14 protein-coding genes are annotated in these 17,161 nt (G+C 64.5%); 8 read left to right on the top strand and 6 right to left on the bottom strand.

Going from position 1 to position 17,161, the window contains the following annotated elements; translation table 11 throughout:
- Nucleotides 1-108 precede the first annotated feature (108 nt).
- Nucleotides 109-1,731 (top strand): ABC transporter substrate-binding protein, encoded by a 1,623-nt coding sequence (locus NTU39_RS17400; protein WP_150663525.1) that lies wholly within the window; start codon nt 109-111, stop codon nt 1,729-1,731.
- A gap of 89 nt (nt 1,732-1,820) precedes the next feature.
- Here NTU39_RS17400 and NTU39_RS17395 read toward each other — a convergent pair whose 3' ends face one another.
- From NTU39_RS17395 to NTU39_RS17380, 4 genes are read right to left on the bottom strand one after another with little or no spacing between them, the layout of a single operon-like run.
- The gene (locus tag NTU39_RS17395; protein WP_150663302.1) at nt 1,821-2,711 is read right to left on the bottom strand and encodes an NAD(P)-dependent oxidoreductase; all 891 of its coding nucleotides are present in this window, start codon (nt 2,709-2,711) and stop codon (nt 1,821-1,823) included.
- Nucleotides 2,711-4,453 carry a dihydroxy-acid dehydratase gene (gene ilvD, locus NTU39_RS17390; RefSeq protein ID WP_257958151.1) on the bottom strand — a complete coding sequence of 581 codons (1,743 nt, stop codon included), beginning with the start codon at nt 4,451-4,453 and terminating at the stop codon, nt 2,711-2,713. The genes NTU39_RS17395 and ilvD overlap by 1 nt, the downstream gene beginning before the upstream one ends.
- A 53-nt stretch (nt 4,454-4,506) precedes the next feature.
- Entirely contained in the window at nt 4,507-5,295 is a 789-nt protein-coding gene (locus tag NTU39_RS17385) for an SDR family NAD(P)-dependent oxidoreductase (RefSeq protein ID WP_257958150.1), read from the bottom strand.
- Nucleotides 5,292-6,638, bottom strand: coding sequence for an MFS transporter (locus NTU39_RS17380; protein WP_150663299.1), 1,347 nt, complete (start codon nt 6,636-6,638; stop codon nt 5,292-5,294). Before NTU39_RS17380 ends, NTU39_RS17385 begins: the two co-directional genes overlap by 4 nt.
- 272 nt (nt 6,639-6,910) lie before the next feature.
- On the opposite strand from NTU39_RS17380, the gene NTU39_RS17375 reads away from it, so the two are divergent.
- Nucleotides 6,911-7,867: a LysR family transcriptional regulator gene (locus tag NTU39_RS17375; RefSeq protein WP_150663298.1), complete on the top strand. Its 957-nt coding sequence runs from the start codon at nt 6,911-6,913 to the stop codon at nt 7,865-7,867.
- Nucleotides 7,868-7,940: 73 nt separating this feature from the next.
- On the opposite strand, the gene NTU39_RS17370 is transcribed toward NTU39_RS17375, so the two are convergent.
- On the bottom strand, nt 7,941-8,768 hold the full coding sequence (locus NTU39_RS17370) for an SDR family NAD(P)-dependent oxidoreductase (protein WP_257958149.1): 828 nt from the start codon (nt 8,766-8,768) through the stop codon (nt 7,941-7,943).
- Nucleotides 8,769-8,996: 228 nt separating this feature from the next.
- Here NTU39_RS17370 and NTU39_RS17365 point away from each other — a divergent pair, with 228 nt between their 5' ends.
- The 4 genes from NTU39_RS17365 to NTU39_RS17350 all read left to right on the top strand — a co-directional run bounded on the left by NTU39_RS17365 (nt 8,997) and on the right by NTU39_RS17350 (nt 12,573).
- Nucleotides 8,997-9,944: a GlxA family transcriptional regulator gene (locus tag NTU39_RS17365; RefSeq protein ID WP_150663296.1), complete on the top strand. Its 948-nt coding sequence runs from the start codon at nt 8,997-8,999 to the stop codon at nt 9,942-9,944.
- A 418-nt stretch (nt 9,945-10,362) separates the two neighbouring features.
- A complete protein-coding gene (locus NTU39_RS17360; RefSeq protein ID WP_257958148.1) occupies nt 10,363-10,977 on the top strand; it encodes a hypothetical protein in 615 nt (204 codons plus the stop codon).
- A gap of 456 nt (nt 10,978-11,433) precedes the next feature.
- Entirely contained in the window at nt 11,434-12,234 is an 801-nt protein-coding gene (locus tag NTU39_RS17355; RefSeq protein WP_150739907.1) for a MetQ/NlpA family ABC transporter substrate-binding protein, read from the top strand.
- Between the two features lie 177 nt (nt 12,235-12,411).
- The gene (locus NTU39_RS17350; protein WP_174984361.1) at nt 12,412-12,573 is read left to right on the top strand and encodes a hypothetical protein; all 162 of its coding nucleotides are present in this window, start codon (nt 12,412-12,414) and stop codon (nt 12,571-12,573) included.
- 51 nt (nt 12,574-12,624) lie between these two features.
- On the opposite strand, the gene prpR is transcribed toward NTU39_RS17350, so the two are convergent.
- Entirely contained in the window at nt 12,625-14,679 is a 2,055-nt protein-coding gene (gene prpR / locus NTU39_RS17345; RefSeq protein WP_246184450.1) for a propionate catabolism operon regulatory protein PrpR, read from the bottom strand.
- 337 nt (nt 14,680-15,016) lie between these two features.
- Here prpR and prpB point away from each other — a divergent pair, with 337 nt between their 5' ends.
- Entirely contained in the window at nt 15,017-15,907 is an 891-nt protein-coding gene (gene prpB / locus NTU39_RS17340) for a methylisocitrate lyase (protein ID WP_039397405.1), read from the top strand.
- A 27-nt stretch (nt 15,908-15,934) separates the two neighbouring features.
- Nucleotides 15,935-17,086, top strand: coding sequence for a bifunctional 2-methylcitrate synthase/citrate synthase (gene prpC, locus NTU39_RS17335; RefSeq protein ID WP_150663293.1), 1,152 nt, complete (start codon nt 15,935-15,937; stop codon nt 17,084-17,086).
- The last annotated feature ends 75 nt before the right edge of the window (nt 17,087-17,161 follow it).

Genomic DNA, 17,161 nt, shown 5'->3' with positions numbered 1-17,161 from the left:
TCTATGCATATGCTGCGACGCAAAGGCAGGGGTCCTGAATTTGCGCTATTCTGGCCCGTTGTTTTGCCATTCGTCCTGCCCGTCATCGACTTCCTGGAGAAGAAGCTCATGCGTCGTCGCTCGCTTGCATCCCGCCATCCTCGCCATACCCTCGCCGCCGTACTCACCGCGCTCGCTTTGCCGCTGATTCCGCTGGCAGCGAACGCCAAACCGCTCACCGTCTGCACCGAAGCCAGCCCGGAAGGGTTTGATGTCGTGCGCTATAACTCGCTCACCACGACCAACGCATCGGCCGATCCGGTGTTCAACCGTCTGGTCGAGTTCGATGCCGCGCAAGCCAAGGTCGTGCCGAGTCTGGCGACGAAATGGGAAGTGACGCCGGACGGCCTCACGTACACGTTCACGCTGCGCCCGAACGTTAGCTTCCACAGCAACGATCTCTTCAAGCCGACGCGCGCATTCAATGCCGACGACGTCGTCTTCACGTTCGACCGCATGCTCAACGACAACGCGCCGTGGCACAAGCTCACGCCGTCGGGCTTCCCGCATGCGCAGTCGCTGTCGCTGGGCAAGCTGATCAAGTCGGTGCAGAAGGTCGACGACAACACGGTGCGCTTCACGCTCTCCGAGCCGGACGCCGTGTTCCTCTCGATGCTGTCGATGGGCTTCGCGTCGATCTATTCGGCCGAGTACGCCGACAAGCTCGTCGCGGCGAACAAGACGGATGAACTCAACGCGCGTCCGATCGGCACCGGTCCGTTCGTCTTCCGTAGCTATCAGAAGGACAGCGTGGTGCGGTACGACGCCAACAAGGCGTACTTTGGCGGCGCACCGGCGTCCGAGCGTCTGATCTACACGATCGTGCCGGACCCTGCTGTGCGTGCGCAGAAGGTCAAGGTCGGCGAGTGCCAGATCGCGTTGTCGCCCAAGCCGCTCGACGTGCAGGCCGCGCGTGGCGACAAGGCGCTCAAGGTGGTCGAGACGCCCGCCTTCATGACGGCCTTCGTCGCCATCAACACACAGCACAAGCCGTTGAACGACGTGCGCGTGCGTCAGGCGCTGAACCTCGCGTTCGACAAGACGAGCTACGTGAAGCAGGTGTTCGAAGGCACGGCGACGCCGGCGGTGAACGTGTATCCGCCGAACACGTGGAGCTATGCGAAGAACGTGCCGGACTATCCGCACAACATCGATCGCGCGAAGAAGTTGCTGGCGGACGCCGGTTTCCCGCAAGGTTTCGAGACGACGATCTGGACGCGTCCGGCAGGCAGTCTGCTCAATCCGAACCCGCGCGTGGGTGCCGAGATGCTGCAAAGCGATCTGGCGAAGATCGGCGTGAAGGCGCAGATCAAGACGGTGGAGTGGGGCGAGCTGATTCGTCGCGGCAAGGCAGGCGAGCATGACCTGCTGTTCATGGGCTGGTCGGGTGACAACGGCGATCCGGACAACTTCCTCACGCCGCAGTTCAGCTGTGCGGCCGTCACCTCGGGCACGAACTTCGCTCGTTTCTGCGACGCCAATCTCGACAAGCTGATCAGCGACGGCAAGCGCACGCACGACATCGCGGCGCGCACCGCCAAGTATCAGGCGGCACAGAAGACGATCAAGGACGACGCGCTGTGGATTCCGCTGGCGCATCCGATCGCGGCCGTGATCACGCGCACCGACGTGTCGGGCTATCAGGTCAGCCCGTTCGGCCGTCAGGACTTCTCGGCGGTGAAGGTCAAGTAAGTCTCCAACTCGTAGCAGACGTCCCCGAAAGACAAAAAGCCATGCCCATCGACGGGCATGGCTTTTTTCATGGGGCGGCGAGCCTGACGTCAGGCGTCCGGCGCGCTCTCCGCTTCGCCGATGCGGAACACTTGCGACAGGTCCCAGTCCGCCATGCCGCGCTCTGCGGCGTCCTTCAGCAAACGACGCACTTCCGGCAGCACCCGCTGCACGGTCGCGCTCGCGTGCGCCAGTTCGGCAATCGCATCGAGGTCCTTCAGAATCACGCGCACCGTGCCGGTGGCGAACTCGGGCGGCGTGACCATGCGCGGCCAGAGCGTCTGCATGAGGACGGAATCGGCCCAGCCGCCTTGCAACGCCGACGGCACCGCCGCCGTGTCGATGCCGCTACGCTTGGCCAGCACGAAGGCTTCGGCCAGACCGGCGAGCGTCGTCGCGACGATGGCCTGATTGGCGAGCTTGGTCGTCTGACCCGCGCCAATGTCGCCCATGCGAGTGACGCGCGACGAGAACGCGCGCAACACCGGCGTCACGGCTTCGATAGCCTCGGCGGGACCGCCTGCCATGATAGCCAGCGTGCCTGCCTGCGCGCCGCCCGTGCCGCCGGAGACCGGGGCGTCGATCCAGACGCTGCCGGTGGCCTCAGCCCAGCGCTTTGCGAGATTGCGGGTGAGGGCGGGCGAGAGCGTCGAGTGATCGACGAGATAGCGCGGGGGCGTTGCGGCGTGCACGAGCCCGTGCTCACCGAATACCACCTGCTCGACAGCCTTTCCATCACCCAGACAGAGCAGGGCGATGTCGACGCATTCGCCGAGCGCCTGTGGCGTCACACAGGCCATCGCACCGGCATCGGTCAGCGCGCCGAGCTTGGCGGCAGAACGGTTCCAGACGGCGACGTCGTGGCCAGCGGCGAGCAGCCGCTGCGTCATGGGTTCGCCCATGCGGCCGATGCCGCAAAAGCCTACGCGTGGGGTAGTCATCAATTCGGGTCCTCGTGGGTTGGCGTCTCCCCGATAGCCGCTTCGTAGGGCCATTCCACGGCCCCCGAATGGGTCACCGCGCCCAGCTTGGCGGGCCGCACGAGCGCTTCGTACTTTTCCAGTACGCCGCCCAGACGGCCGCGCACGAACGGTTTGGCCTCGGCGGCCCGCGCGGCGAGTGCTTCGTCGGAGAGTTCGACGTCGAGCTTACCCTCGATTGCGTCGATGTGGATGGTATCGCCGTCCCGAAGTAGGCGAATCGGCCCGCCCGCCGCCGCCTCGGGGCCGACGTAACCGATGCACATGCCGCGCGTCGCACCCGAGAAGCGGCCGTCCGTGAGCAGCGCGACCTTCTCGCCCATCCCTTGCCCGTAGATCGCTGCCGTCACGCTCAGCATCTCGCGCATGCCCGGTCCGCCCTTGGGGCCTTCGTTGCGAATCACGAGCACATCGCCCTCGCGGTACGTCTGCGCGGACACCACGGCCATGCAGTCCTCTTCCGTCTCGAACACGCGGGCGGTGCCGGTGAACGTGAGGTGCTTCAGGCCTGCGGTCTTGAGCGCCGCGCCGTCGGGCGCGAGGTTGCCGCGCAGCACGACCAGTCCCGCGTTGGGCGAGAGCGGTTCGGTGTGCGGCTTGACCACGCGGCCGTCGGGGCCGGGGAAGGCGCGCAGCGCGTCGGCGAGCGTCTCACCCGTTTGCGTGAGCGTGTCGCCGTGAATATGTCCGCCTGCGAGCAGCGCGTTGAGCACCGCAGGCACGCCGCCGACATGATGCAGGTCGACGGCCAGATAGCGTCCGCCGGGCTGCATGTCGCCGATGAGCGGCGTGCGGGCGAGGACCTCAGAGACGTCGTCGAGCGTGAACTCGATGCCCGCTTCGTGGGCAATGGCGGGGATGTGCAGCATGGCGTTGGTCGAACCGCCGGTCGCGGCCACGGCGGCGCAGGCGTTCTCGAGACTCTTGCGCGTGACGAGGTCGCGCGGCAGCGGTCCGCCATTGCGCAGCGCACGCATCACGTTCTCGCCAGCGCGACGCGCAATCGCGATCCGTTCGCTGTAGACGGCAGGCACCATCGCGGACCCGAGCGGCGCGAGGCCGAGCACTTCCGCGACCATCGCCATCGTGTTGGCCGTGAACTGACCGGGGCACGAGCCTGCGGTGGGCGTGCAACGCTTTTCGATGCCGCGCAGCGTCTCGGCGGACATATCGCCGCGCTGGGCCGTGCCGACCGCTTCGATGGCGGTGAGGATGGTGGCCTGCGAGCCGTCGGGGACAACGCCGGGCAGCATCGCGCCACCGAAGAGGAACACGCCGGGCACGTTCACGCGCACCATGCCCATCAGAATGCCGGGCAGCGTCTTGTCGCACCCCGCCACGCCAACGAGCGCGTCGTAGCAATGCGCGCGCACGAACAGCTCCACGCTGTCGGCAATCGTTTCGCGCGAGACCAGCGAGAAGCGCATGCCCGAATGGTTCATCGACGTGCCGTCGGATACCGAGATGGCCGAGCCGCGAATCGGTACGCCGCCACCGGCGGCCACGCCCAGGCGCACGTTGTCCGAAATCTGATTCAGCGACATGGAGCAGGGCGTGTTCTCGCCGAACGTGTCGACGATAGCGACGAACGGTTTGTCGATGGCGGCGTCGTCGAGGCCGGTCGCGCGCAGGAAGGCGCGATGCGGGGTGCGCGTGACGCCTTCGGTGACCGTGCGGGAGCGGTGTTTGTGCAGATCTGTCATGGGGACTTCCTTATGCTTTTGTGGCGGCTGTGCATGCGTCGACCCGAGGTCGATCAGGTATTGAGCAGCAGCCCGTTCTCGATGGCGAGCACCTGACCCGTCATCGCCGGTGCGCGGGCGGCGAGGAACCACGCCAGTTCGGCAACTTCAGACGGTTGCGAGACACGCTTGAGCGGCGAGTTCTCACGCATGCCTTCAACCACGCGGCCGTACGCCTCGTTACCGAGCACGCGGCGCAGCAGGCCGTCGTCGACCATGCCCGGCGCGATGGCGTTCACACGTACTTGCGGCGCGAGGTTGCGGGCGAGCGAGAGCGTGAGCGCGTTGACCGCGCCCTTCGAGGCCGCGTAAGCAATCGACGACCCCGTGCCGTTGAGCGACGCCAGCGACGAGATGTTGACGACCGATGCCGACATCGCCGATGCCGCAGACACCGGACGCTCCCGCAGCAACGGCGCAGCGGCGCGCGTCATCTGGAACATGCCGATGAGGTTCACGCGATAGATGCGCTCGAACTCGACGGCGTCGATGGCGTCGAGATCGCCGTGCGGGATCACGCGCGTGGTCCCGGCGCTGTTGATGAGGGCGTCAAGGCGCCCCCATTTCGCGCCGACGGCGTCCGCCATGCGGCGGCAGGCGGCGTCGTCACCCACGTCGGCATCGACGACGAGCGTTTGCGCACCGGCGTCACGGCATTGCGCCGCGACCGCTTCGGCGGCCGCACGCGTGCTGTCGTCGAAATTGTTGATGGCCACGGCCCAGCCGTCCTGCGCAAAACGCAGGGCGGTGGCCGCACCGATGCCAGTAGCGGCACCGGTCACGAGACAGACGGGAAAACTCATGCACGACTCCGTTGAGGCTTGAGCGACATCACGATGCATGCCCCGCCGACCAGCGCACACGCCAGCACGATCATGCCCGGCAGCAACTGCCCGGTGCTGTCTTTGAGAAAGCCGATGACGTACGGGCTGACGAAGCCCGCGAGGTTGCCGGTCGAATTGATCAGCGCGATGGCGGCGGCCGCGCCTGCACCGCCCATCATCGCCGTGGGAATGCCCCAGAAGACCGGCGCAATCGAGTTGATGCCGATCGCCGCGACGATCAATGCCGCCATCGACCACCAGAGATGCTGCGCGAGCAGCACCGAGGCGACCATCCCGGCCGCGCCCAGCAGGCAGCACACGGCCACATGCATGCGGCGTTCGTTGTGCCGGTCGGCATGACGCGCGACGAGAATCATCGCAACAGCGCTCACCAGCGACGGCACCGCAGAGAGCAGGCCGATGTTGCCAAGGTTGGCGACGCCTGCAGCGCGAATCATCGTCGGCAGCCAGAACACGAGGCCGTAGTTGCCCATCGCGATGCAGAAGTACAACAGGCCGAGCAGCCACACGCGGCCGCTGCCGAACACCTGACGCACGCTGTGATGCGCGCGGGTGCTGTCGTCGGCGGCAAGGTCTTGTGCGAGCAGACGTTTTTCGTCCGCGTTCAGCCACTTGACCGTTTCGATCCGGTCCTGAAGCACGAAGAACGCTGCGATGCCGACGAGCAGCGATGCAATGCCTTCGAGCAGAAACAGCCATTGCCAGCCTGCATAACCGTGCATGCCGCCGAAGTGCTGCATGATCCAGCCGGAGAGCGGGCCGCCGATGGCGCCCGAGACGGGAATGGCGACCATGAACAGCGCAATGATTTGCGAGCGCTTGTTCGACGGGAACCACGTGGCCAGATAGAGCACGATGCCGGGGAAGAAGCCCGCTTCGGCCACGCCGAGCAGGAAGCGCAGCGCGTAGAAGGACATCGGTCCCTGCGTGAACATCGTCAGGCAGGAAATGATCGACCACGTCACCATGATGCGCGCGATCCACATGCGCGCGCCCACGCGATGCAGGATCAGGTTGCTCGGCACCTCGAAGAGGAAATAGCCCAGGAAGAACACACCCGCACCTGCGCCATACACGGTCTCGGACAGCGACAGGTCGGAGAGCATCTCCAGCTTGGCGAAGCTCACGTTCACGCGGTCGATGTACGCGACGATGAACGCGAGAAAGAGGAACGGGATGATGTGCCAGGTCAGCTTGCGGTACAGCGCGTCGCGCTGTTCGGCACTGGCCGCCACGGGGGCAGCGCTGTTGCCGGGATGCGGCTGTGCACCGCCCGGGTAGGACGAGGGGGACGAGCTCATGGGTGTTGTCTCCGTGGTGCGTGCCGTGCGGCACGTCGAGTTATTGGGCAGCCTGACGCGCATCCGGAGAACATTCGGTTATGCGAAGGAGATTCGGCGATGTGCGATGGATCGTCGCTCCGGCGCATCGAATAACCCTGTGCGGCCATGCTGCTCGTACGAAGGGTAAGGGGTCGGTCGGCGTGACGGCAAATCACACTTTGCGCACACGGCATTACCGTTTGGTTATGATCTCGGCTTGGGCGTTCCCACAGAAGCTTTCCGCATCCGTCATGACAACGACCGACAACTCGATTGAGCGCTTTTTCCGCAGTGGCCTGAAGCTCGGCCATCTGCGCATGCTGGTGACGCTGGGCGAACTGCGTCAGGTCACGCGCGTGGCGGCGGCATTTCACGTCACGCAGCCCGCCATCTCCAAGCAGATCGGGGAGATCGAGGAGGCGCTGAGCGCGCCGGTGGTGCGGCGGGTGGGCAATGCGGTGGAACTCACTGGCATCGGACGCGTGCTCGTGGAGCGTGGACGCGAAATCCTGCGGCAGATCGAACTGGCGCGTCGCGACGTGAGCGCGTTGACCACGGGGACGGCCGGGCATGTGCGCTTCGGTGCGGTGGTAACGATTCCCCAGCCCCTGATCGCGCATGCGGTCGAGCTGTTCACGCGACGTGCGCCCAATGCATCGTTCTCGTTCGTGGAGGCTACGCTGGACCGTCTGCTCAAGATGATGGACGAGGGCAATCTCGATCTGGCGCTCGGGCGCAATCGTGTGACGGGCCATCTGGCGGTGATGCGCAACGAGTCGCTGCACCACGAGCCGTTCGTGTTCGTCGTCGGCACCCAGCACCCGCTGGGCGCGGCAGAGGCAGCCGTCTCATGGCGAGACTTGCAGGACGTGCGTTGGATTACACCGATGCGTGGCTCGCCCGCCTTCACCACGATGGCCGAGATTCTGGCCGAGCATGGGGTGACGTTGCAGCGTCCTGCCATCGAGTCGAGTTCGCTTGCGTTGAATCTGTCGCTGCTGCGCGGCGGCGGGTTCGTCTCGATCCTGCCGCTCTCGCTCGCACGACGCTATGCTCAGCGCGGGACTATGCGCGTGCTGCCGCTGCCGCCGTTAGGGCCGCTGGGCGACGCGATTCTGTATTGGCGTGAAGACACGGCAACGCCTGCGTCGCAACTGTTTGCGGCGTGCCTGCGCGAATCGTCGGCAGAGTTGATCGACGCAAACTGACGACGGATTGCGCCGGTGCATGCGTGCCTTGGGTTGGCAGGGGACGCATGCACGGCTTCAACACCCGTGCGCGTCAGGCCGCGTTGGCGACAGCCTTCAATCCGTAACGCTTGCCCGGCGAGGTGTTGCTCAGTCCTTGCGACATCTTGCGACGCAGGGTGTCGTACGCGGTCCATTCGTCACCATCCTGCAACGGCGGGATAGTGACGGTTTCGCCCTGATCGAGTCCGGCCAGCGCCGCGTCCACGAGATCGTCGGACGTCATCAGCCATTCCAGCGGCAACTCCTGATGCGACTTGCCTGCGATATTCCAGAACTCCGTGATCGTGGCACCCGGCAACACGGCTTGCACGTGCACGCCCGTATCGGCGAGCTGATGTTGCAGCGATTGTGAGAACGCGAGCACGAACGCCTTCGAACCGCCGTACACGTCGTTGAGCAGTTCCGGTGCGATCGCGACGACCGACGCGATGTTGATGACGGTGCCGCGCCCGCGTGCCACGAAGCCCGGCACGGCCGCGTAGGTGAGACGCGTGAGCGCGGTCACGTTGACTTCGATCATGTCGGTCAGGTGATCGACGTCCGCTTGCAGCAGCGGTGCGACCGCGCCGAAGCCAGCGTTATTCACGAGTGTGTCGATGCGAGTGTCTTCGCGCAGACGCGCTTCCACGAGCGCCTGCCCTTCACGCGTGGAGAGATCCGCGCTCAGGATATCGACCCGACGGCCTGTCTCGACGTGAAGGCGCTGGGCCGCTTCGAGCAGACGCGCCGTGTTGCGGGCGACCAGAATGAGGTCGTGGCCGCGACGGGCGAGGCGGTCGGCGTAAATTGCGCCGATGCCGGAGGAGGCGCCGGTAATCAGTGCGGTGCCCGGCTGATGGGTTTGAGTGGATGCGTTCATGGTTGTTACGGTTCCGGTTGTTGGGTCCATGACGTCCAGTGTGGTCGGTCATCGCAATGTCTCAAATGACATGAAAACCACTTTTTAGGACAAGCGTGTCCGACACCCGTCCAGCATGCCAACTACAATCGACGCATCGGTCATGCGGTGGCTGTTGGTGTCGCGGCGTGTCCTCCCATTGCGTTGTTCCGGAACCTCCCGTCCTTAGCCTTAGCGGCCCTTTGCGTCATGACGAAACGAATTGCGTTGGTGGTCTATCCCGACTTTCAGATGATGTCGCTGGCCTCGATGTCGGCATTCGAGATGGCGAACTTTGGGCGCGACGAGCCGCTGTACGAAGTGCAGACGCTCTCGGTCGAAGGCGGACTGGTGCGGGACTCTGCCGGGATTGCGGTGGCCACGGAGCCGATGGGCAGGCATCGTTACGACACGGTGTTGGTGGCGGGCGCCACGTACGTGGTGCCGACAGAGCCGGATCTGGTCGAGGCTTTGCGGCGGCTCGCGCCGAAGGTGCGACGCATCGGGAGCATCTGCTCGGGGGCGTTTGTTCTGGCCGACGCCGGGTTGCTGAACGGACGGCGCGCCACGACGCATTGGGGGCAGGCGACGGCGTTACAGCAACAACACCCGGACGTGATCGTCGAAGACGACCGGATCTACGTCAACGACGGGTCGATATGGACGTCGGCGGGCATGACGGCCGGTATCGATCTGGCGCTGGCGCTGGTCGAAGCCGATTACGGCAGCGATGTCGCGCGCGATACATCTCGCCTGCTGGTGGTGCACTACCGGCGCACCGGTGGTCAGTCGCAGTTCTCAACGCTGTCCACGCTCGAACCCAGCTCCGACCGGGTGCGCGCAGCGCTCGCATACGCGCGCGAGCATTTGCGAGAGCCGTTATCGGTCGAGCAACTTGCGGCACAGGTGCACTGGAGCGCTCGCCATTTCAGTCGTGAATTCACGTTGCAGACCGGACTGACACCGGCCAAGGCCATCGAGAAATTGCGGCTTGAAGCGGCGCAGGCGTTGCTCGAAGCGGGCGAGGCGTCGATTGCGCGGGTCGCAATCGTGACGGGTTTCGGCGACGAGGAGCGTATGCGCCGTGCTTTCGTCCGTACGCTGGGCAAGCCGCCGCAGGCCTTGTTGCGCGAGGCACGCGAACGCATGCGTGCATGAACCTTCCCTGTGTTTCATGCGCCTCACGCACCACTCATCTGTCTTTCAGCCAGGCTTCATGAGGGCACCGTCCGTCAGGTTGAGCGCCGAATGCCGTTGCATTGCGTTGTAAGCGTTTCACGAACGATACGTTTTCGGCAGGGGACGTATCGATGTCTCATAAGTTGAGTTATTAATTTCTTTTAAATCAATGGGTTGAATCCGCTGGCACGGAATTCGCGTATGTGAATCGTGTATGGCGAAGCGCCAACCCGGATTCTCCGCAGGCTGTTGGCAAGGGACTCCTGTGCTGTTAAGCACGGGCGGGCCCGCTATTGCCCGCGATTTCTGCTGACGCGCTCTCGTCGTAACGCTGGACCTTCTGGCGGGGTCCGGCGTGTTCCGAAGTGAGTGTGTGCGCGTGCGCGGGGAGGGGACCATGAACAGGTTCAAGGCGACTCTGGTAGGGGCGGCAGCAGCAGCGATGCTCTGCGGCATTTCGATCAATGCGTCATACGCCGCCGGTGGTGGTGGCGGTGGACGTGGAGGAGGCGGTGGCATCGGCTTTGGCGGTGCGGGCGGCCTTGGCGGGTTGGGCGCATTCGGCGGCCCTGGCGGCCCTGGCGGGACCGGCGTCGGCATCGGTATCGGCGGCGCTGGCGGTTGCGGCTGCGGTGGCCACAGTGGCGGCGGCGGTGGTGGTGGCGGCGGCGGTGGTGGTGGCGGCGGCGGTGGTGGCGGTGGCGGCGGTGGTGGTGGTGGTGGTGGTGGTGGTGGTGGTGGTGGTGGTGGTGGCGGTGGTGGCGGCGGTGGTGGCGGCGGCGGTGGTGGTGGTGGTGGTGGCGGTGGTGGCACCGGCGGCGGCGGCGGCACTGGCGGTGGTGGTGGTGTTGGCGCAAGCAGCGGCGGCGGTGGCGCCAGTGGTCCAGGCGGCCTTGGCATCGGTGGCGCTGCAGGCGGAGGCGGATTGGCAGCATTCGGTGGCCCCAGCGGCTTCGGTGGTGGCGGCGGATGCGCGATGAACGGCCAGGCTGGCGAGGAGCCGTGTCCCTGAGCTAGTGGTGGGTGTGGGGCCTGCACGCGTTCGGCACAGCGCGTGCAGGCACTGGCCCTCGCATCGGTTGGTCTTGATGGTGTAGCGAGTCTCGCAGGTTGTTCGTCGGTTCCTGACGCGACCGGCTGACGGCATTGCCGCCAGCCGTGCCACCCCCCCGGCCCGTGATCAGGCTGTTCTCCCGGCGAAGCGCCCCTTCGGTGATCCGAGGGGGCGTTTTTTTGATGGACGCCGTCTATCGATGCGCTCGGGGGGATATCGAAATGCCGATTATGTATTTCGTGTAAACCCGCAGTTGTGGCAGCATCCGGGGTCTGGGTCGCCCGACATGGCCATGCCGCTATATGGCTGGTATGCCTGCGTCGCGCGTGACCGTTGCTGGCTCAACAGGCCCGCTCCCCCTCGCACAGATGCCCAACAGGCGTCGGATCACATAAGCACAAGGAGAATTCGCACATGCTGTCCCGTCAACTGATCAATGCGTTCCTCGGCGCAACGTTTGCGCTGGCCTCTCTCGGCGCCTCGGCCCAGACGGCCGACAAGCCCCTCAAGGTCGGCACGATGGCCGGCTCGGACGCGCAGATCTTCGAAGTGGTGAAAAAGGTGGCCGAAAAGCGTGGCCTGTTCATCAAGATCGTCGAATTCAGTGACTATGCACAGCCGAACGCCGCGCTCGACGCTGGCGACCTGGACGCCAACGGCTTCCAGCACAAGCCGTTCCTCGATAGTCAGGTCAAGGATCGTGGCTACAAGATCACGACGGCTGGCCTCACCTACGTTTCGCCGCTGGGCTTCTATTCGAAGAAGTACAAGTCGCTCAAGGATCTGCCGAACGGCGCGCAAATCGGTATCCAGAACGATCCGTCGAACGGTAGCCGCGCGCTGCGTTTGCTCGCCAAGGAAGGTCTGATCAAGGTGAAGCCGGGGCTGGATGGCAAGAACATCACGCCGCTCGATATCGAGAACCCGAAGAAGTTCAAGATCCGCGAACTGGAAGCCGCACAACTGCCGCGCGCGTTGCCGGATCTGGACGCTGCGTCGATCAACACGAACTTCGCCGCACAGGCCGGACTGGTGCCCAAGCGTGATGCCATCGCTATCGAAGACCTGAAGGGCCCGTACGCCAACCTGATCGCCGTGCGCACGCAAGACCTGAACAAGCCGTGGGTCAAGCAACTGGTCGACGCCTACCATTCGGACGAAGTGAAGCAATTCATCGACACGCAATTCAAGGGCGCACTGATTGCGACGTGGTAAGCATTGAAATGCCGTGGGATGCGCATCTTGCGCATCGCTTGGTAGCGGCTCGCGTCAAATGAAAAACCGGGGTTTCGACCCCGGTTTTTTTACGTCCGCAAGCCTGAGATTTTGCATCGCTGGCATGGTGGCGTTTGACTAGAATGGAAGCGTGATTCCTTTCGACGGGAGGCCGCCATGTCCATGATCAATGTCTCGATGATGCTGGTAGCGCTGCTCGTCGGCTTCGCCATCGGCATGCTGGTCGACCACTTCTGGGTCACGCATCACGATGAGCCTGCCGCGCACAAGCGTCTGGACTGGCACGAGATGTGGGACCGTATCCGTCATCAGCACTGAGCTCAGCACTGAAGTGTTCGCGCCGGGGGCATCGCCGATGCCCGATGCCCGTTACCCGGCGCGAAGTTTGCGCCAGAGCGTCGAGCGGCTGATGCCGAGTGCTTCGCACGCGGCATTGCGATCGCCGCCGCATGCGGCCAGCGTCGAGTGAATGCGTGCCAGCTCCTCGGCGGCACGGCGCTCGCGTCCGGTCATGGGGGCGTCGGGTGCATCGACGGTTGCAACACTCGTCACATCTTTTATCCGGCCACCGTTCGTTTTTGAAACGTCGAACGCGGGCGGTGACGGCGTCGTGCCAAGTTCCGGGGCAATCTCGATCAATCGCGCACGGCTGATTTCGCGGGCATCGACCACATCGGCGCAGACGACCGCGATGCGCTCCAGCAAATTCTCCAGCTCCCGAACGTTCCCCGGCCAGCGATAGCTCGCAAGCAGCGGCAATAGCGACGCCTGCAAGGCATCGACGCTCATGCGCGCACCCGCACGGGCTAGCGCACGTTCCAGGAACAACGGCGTGAGGCGCGGCAGGTCGTCCATGCGTTCGCGCAACGCGGGCAGCACCATGCGCAGGATGTTCAGACGGTAGTAAAGGTCTTCGCGAAACAATCCGGCCGCGACTTGCTGACGAAGATCGCGGTGCGTGGCGGCGACCACGCGCACGTCGCACGGCACCGGTTCGTTCGCGCCAAGGCGCAGGACTTCGCGCTCCTGCAACACGCGCAGCAGCCGAGTTTGCAGCGGCATCGGCATCTCGCCGATTTCATCGAGAAAGATCGTGCCGTTGTGCGCTGTTTCGAACAAACCGGCCTTGCCACCGCGTCGCGCACCCGAGAACGCGCCATCTTCATACCCGAACAACTCGCTCTCGAGCAGCGTCTCCGGAAACGCGGCGCAGTTGATGGCGACGAACGGATAGTCGCGGCGGCGGCTCGCGTTGTGAATCCCCTGTGCGAGCAATTCCTTGCCCGTGCCGCTCTCGCCATGCACGAGTACCGTCGAGTCGGTCTGCGCATATCGGCGCGCGAGTGCGCGGACTTGCGTCATTGCCGCCGAATCGCCGATCAGATCGTCGAGCCGGTAGCGCGCCACGAGATGCCGCGGACGATGCCGTGAGCGCAACGAACGATCCACACGGGCGAACGACTGCGAGTCCTGACACGTCACGAGCGCACCCGTGAGCGTGCCTTGATCCAGCAAGGGAATGCGGTTGATCACCCACGTCTTGCCCGCCATCGAGACGATCGCTTCCAACTCGGCGCTCGCGCTCTCCAGTGTGCGGGCGATGTCGAGCGCTGGCGCGATAGCGTCGAGCGTTCGCCCGACGGCGTCCGCCACCGTGACGCCGAGAATCCCGGCCATCGACGCGTTGATCGCTTCGATGCGTCCGTTCAGATCGACGGCGGCCACGCCTTCGTGCAGATGCCGCAACACCGTATCGAGACGTTCGCGCCGTTGCGCTTCGATGCGCCCGAGACGCGCCACCTCCAGTGCCGTGTCGAACGCTGCGCGCACCGAATCCTGCGAGTAGAGAAAGATGCCCGTGAGGCCGGCGCGCTCCGTCAGTTGCGTGACGAGACCCGGCCCAACGATGACTGCCATGCCGTCGTCGCGCAACCGGTGCACGAGGTCTTCGGCGTTCTGGGCGTCGACATAAGTGTGCTGAGAGATGTCGAGGTGAAAGGCGCTCTTGAAGCGCTCGAACTCGGCTGCGGGGCGTGCGTAGGACACGAGCGCGATGCGCGAGTCGGGAGACGACGCGGGCAGGGCGCGTCGCGCGCGGGCCAGTGCGTGCATGACGTCCGAGCCGGTGACTTTGACCAGCACCACAGGCAACGCAAGCCGTTCGCGCAGAAAGTCGCCGTTCGATCCGGCCGCGACAATGCCGTCGACGCTCCCGGCGGGCAAGCGCTCCAGCGCTTCGATCACGGCTTCGTACCCCTTGTCGACGATGTGAACGTCGGCCTGCGCAGCGTAGTCCGGCACGATATCGCGATACAGCTCGCCAAGCTTGCTGATGCCGACGGCCCAGATCACCGGCTTTCGCATCGCGGGGACCGTGGGCGCTCGCGCCACGCCTGCAGCGGTCGCGGGCAGACGGGACGGCATCTCGGCGGGTATCGAATTCGGCATAGCGGTTGGCAGCAGGGGATTTGAGTTGAATCGTAGCATGTTGCGACTATACGTTTCATTTTGCGTTTCAAATTGAAACGAAATGCGGCCGCCGCATCCACCCTTAAGTGACATTTACCTTGACGTAAACGTCATGCAGGCGAAGAATTTCCGTCGATAAATGAATGCGTTAGCGCGGCGAAGGGATTGGCGATGCGCGAGCGCACGACCTGCTGGCACGGCCATTGCTATTCAAAAGCCTTGCTACTCAACCCACGTGCGATCCGGTGGCATTCCGTTCATCCGGCGCGCAAGACACGACCGAGGGATTCAAGTGACGCAAACCATTCGTTCGGCCGGCGCCGCCTTCCGCGAGGCCGTCAAGACCGAGCAACCGTTGCAGGTTGTCGGTGCCATCAATGCCAACCACGCCCTGCTCGCCAAGGCGGCCGGTTTCAAGGCGATCTATCTGTCGGGCGGCGGTGTTGCGGCCGGTTCGCTCGGCCTGCCCGATCTGGGCATCTCGACGCTCGACGACGTGCTCACCGATGTGCGCCGCATCACCGACGTATGCGACCTGCCGCTGCTGGTGGACGTCGACACGGGCTTCGGTCCGTCGGCCTTCAACATCGCGCGCACGGTGCAGTCGCTGATCAAGTTCGGCGCGGGGGCGATGCATATCGAAGATCAGGTGGGCGCGAAGCGCTGCGGCCACCGTCCCGGCAAGGCCATCGTGACGCAGCAGGAGATGGTCGACCGCATCAAGGCGGCCGTCGACGCGCGCACCGACGAGAATTTCGTCATCATGGCGCGCACCGATGCGCTGGCCGTCGAAGGCCTTCAGGCGGCCATCGACCGCGCGTGCGCGTGCGTTGAAGCGGGGGCCGACATGATCTTCCCCGAAGCGATGACGGAACTGCCGATGTACCGCCAGTTTTCCGATGCCGTGAAGGTGCCCGTGCTCGCGAACATCACCGAGTTCGGCTCGACGCCGCTGTTCACCGTGGAAGAACTCAAGAGCGCGCAGGTCGGACTGGTGCTGTATCCGCTCTCGGCGTTCCGCGCGATGAACAAGGCGGCGGAAAACGTCTATCACACGATTCGTCGCGACGGCACGCAAAAGGCGGTGCTCGACACGATGCAAACGCGCGCCGAGCTCTATGAGAGCATCGGCTACCACGCATACGAACAGAAGCTCGACGCCCTGTTCGCCCAACAGAAATAACGAACCCCTGATCCTGGAGGAAAGAGCATGAGCGAGACGACTGCCACCGGCTTCAAGCCGAAGAAATCCGTCGCCCTGTCGGGTGTGACCGCAGGCAACACGGCACTGTGTACCGTGGGGCGTTCGGGCAACGATCTGCACTATCGCGGCTACGACATTCTGGATCTGGCGCAGACCTCGGAATTCGAAGAAATCGCGTATCTGCTGGTCTACGGGAAGCTGCCGAACGTGGCGGAACTGCGCGGCTACAAGGCCAAGCTCAAGGCGCTGCGCGGTCTGCCCGCCGCCGTGAAGGACGCCCTTGAAGCCGTGCCCGCCGCCGCACACCCGATGGACGTGATGCGCACCGGCGTGTCGGTGCTCGGCACCGTGCTGCCGGAGAAGGACGATCACAACATTCCGGGCGCACGCGACATTGCCGACCGTCTGATGGCCAGCCTCGGCTCGATGCTGCTGTACTGGTATCACTACAGCCAGAACGGCGTGCGTATCGACGTCGAAACGGATGACGACAGCATCGGCGGTCACTTCCTTCATCTACTTCACGGCGAGAAGCCGTCGGACCAGTGGGTGCGTGCGATGCACACGTCGCTGATCCTGTACGCCGAGCACGAGTTCAACGCGTCGACGTTCACCGCGCGCGTGATTGCGGGCACGGGATCGGACATGCACTCGGCGATTACCGGCGCAATCGGTGCGCTGCGTGGTCCCAAGCACGGCGGCGCGAACGAAGTCGCGTTCGAAGTGCAGAAGCGTTACAACTCGCCGGACGAAGCCGAAGCCGACATTCGTCAGCGTGTTGAGAACAAGGAAGTGATCATCGGCTTCGGTCACCCGGTCTACACCGTGAGCGATCCGCGCAACAAGGTCATCAAGGAAGTCGCGCACGAGTTGTCGAAAGAACAGCAGAACACGGCGATGTACGACATTGCCGAGCGTCTGGAATCGGTGATGTGGGACGTCAAGAAGATGTTCCCGAACCTCGACTGGTTCAGCGCCGTGAGCTACCACATGATGGGCGTGCCGACCGCGATGTTCACGCCGTTGTTCGTGATTGCGCGTACGTCGGGCTGGAGTGCGCACATCATCGAGCAGCGCATCGACAACAAGATCATTCGCCCGAGCGCTAACTACACCGGTCCGGAAGATCAGCAGTTCGTGTCGATCGACAAGCGTTAAGTCTGTCCCGCGCCTCGGCGATGGCCGGGGGATGGCAGCGGCGGGATTCCTGCTGCCAGCCCGCGACCTCGCCGG

It is taken from the genome of Pandoraea commovens (genome assembly GCF_024704525.1).
Classification (GTDB): Bacteria; Pseudomonadota; Gammaproteobacteria; order Burkholderiales; family Burkholderiaceae; genus Pandoraea; species Pandoraea commovens.
The sequence above is the reverse complement of the archived record's forward strand: the minus strand, read 5'-3'. Positions and strand labels throughout refer to the sequence as shown.

Excerpts from the sequence above, each read along its gene's own strand:
- NTU39_RS17380 (WP_150663299.1), bottom strand. The coding sequence starts at position 6,638 with ATGAGCTCGTCCCCCTCGTCCTACCCGGGCGGTGCACAGCCGCATCCC.
- NTU39_RS17365 (WP_150663296.1), top strand. The coding sequence starts at position 8,997 with ATGACGAAACGAATTGCGTTGGTGGTCTATCCCGACTTTCAGATGATG.
- prpC (WP_150663293.1), top strand. The coding sequence starts at position 15,935 with ATGAGCGAGACGACTGCCACCGGCTTCAAGCCGAAGAAATCCGTCGCC.
- ilvD (WP_257958151.1), bottom strand. The coding sequence starts at position 4,453 with ATGACAGATCTGCACAAACACCGCTCCCGCACGGTCACCGAAGGCGTC.
- NTU39_RS17355 (WP_150739907.1), top strand. The coding sequence starts at position 11,434 with ATGCTGTCCCGTCAACTGATCAATGCGTTCCTCGGCGCAACGTTTGCG.
- NTU39_RS17370 (WP_257958149.1), bottom strand. The coding sequence starts at position 8,768 with ATGAACGCATCCACTCAAACCCATCAGCCGGGCACCGCACTGATTACC.
- NTU39_RS17350 (WP_174984361.1), top strand. The coding sequence starts at position 12,412 with ATGTCCATGATCAATGTCTCGATGATGCTGGTAGCGCTGCTCGTCGGC.
- NTU39_RS17360 (WP_257958148.1), top strand. The coding sequence starts at position 10,363 with ATGAACAGGTTCAAGGCGACTCTGGTAGGGGCGGCAGCAGCAGCGATG.
- NTU39_RS17375 (WP_150663298.1), top strand. The coding sequence starts at position 6,911 with ATGACAACGACCGACAACTCGATTGAGCGCTTTTTCCGCAGTGGCCTG.
- prpR (WP_246184450.1), bottom strand. The coding sequence starts at position 14,679 with ATGCCGTCCCGTCTGCCCGCGACCGCTGCAGGCGTGGCGCGAGCGCCC.
- NTU39_RS17395 (WP_150663302.1), bottom strand. The coding sequence starts at position 2,711 with ATGACTACCCCACGCGTAGGCTTTTGCGGCATCGGCCGCATGGGCGAA.
- NTU39_RS17400 (WP_150663525.1), top strand. The coding sequence starts at position 109 with ATGCGTCGTCGCTCGCTTGCATCCCGCCATCCTCGCCATACCCTCGCC.
- NTU39_RS17385 (WP_257958150.1), bottom strand. The coding sequence starts at position 5,295 with ATGAGTTTTCCCGTCTGTCTCGTGACCGGTGCCGCTACTGGCATCGGT.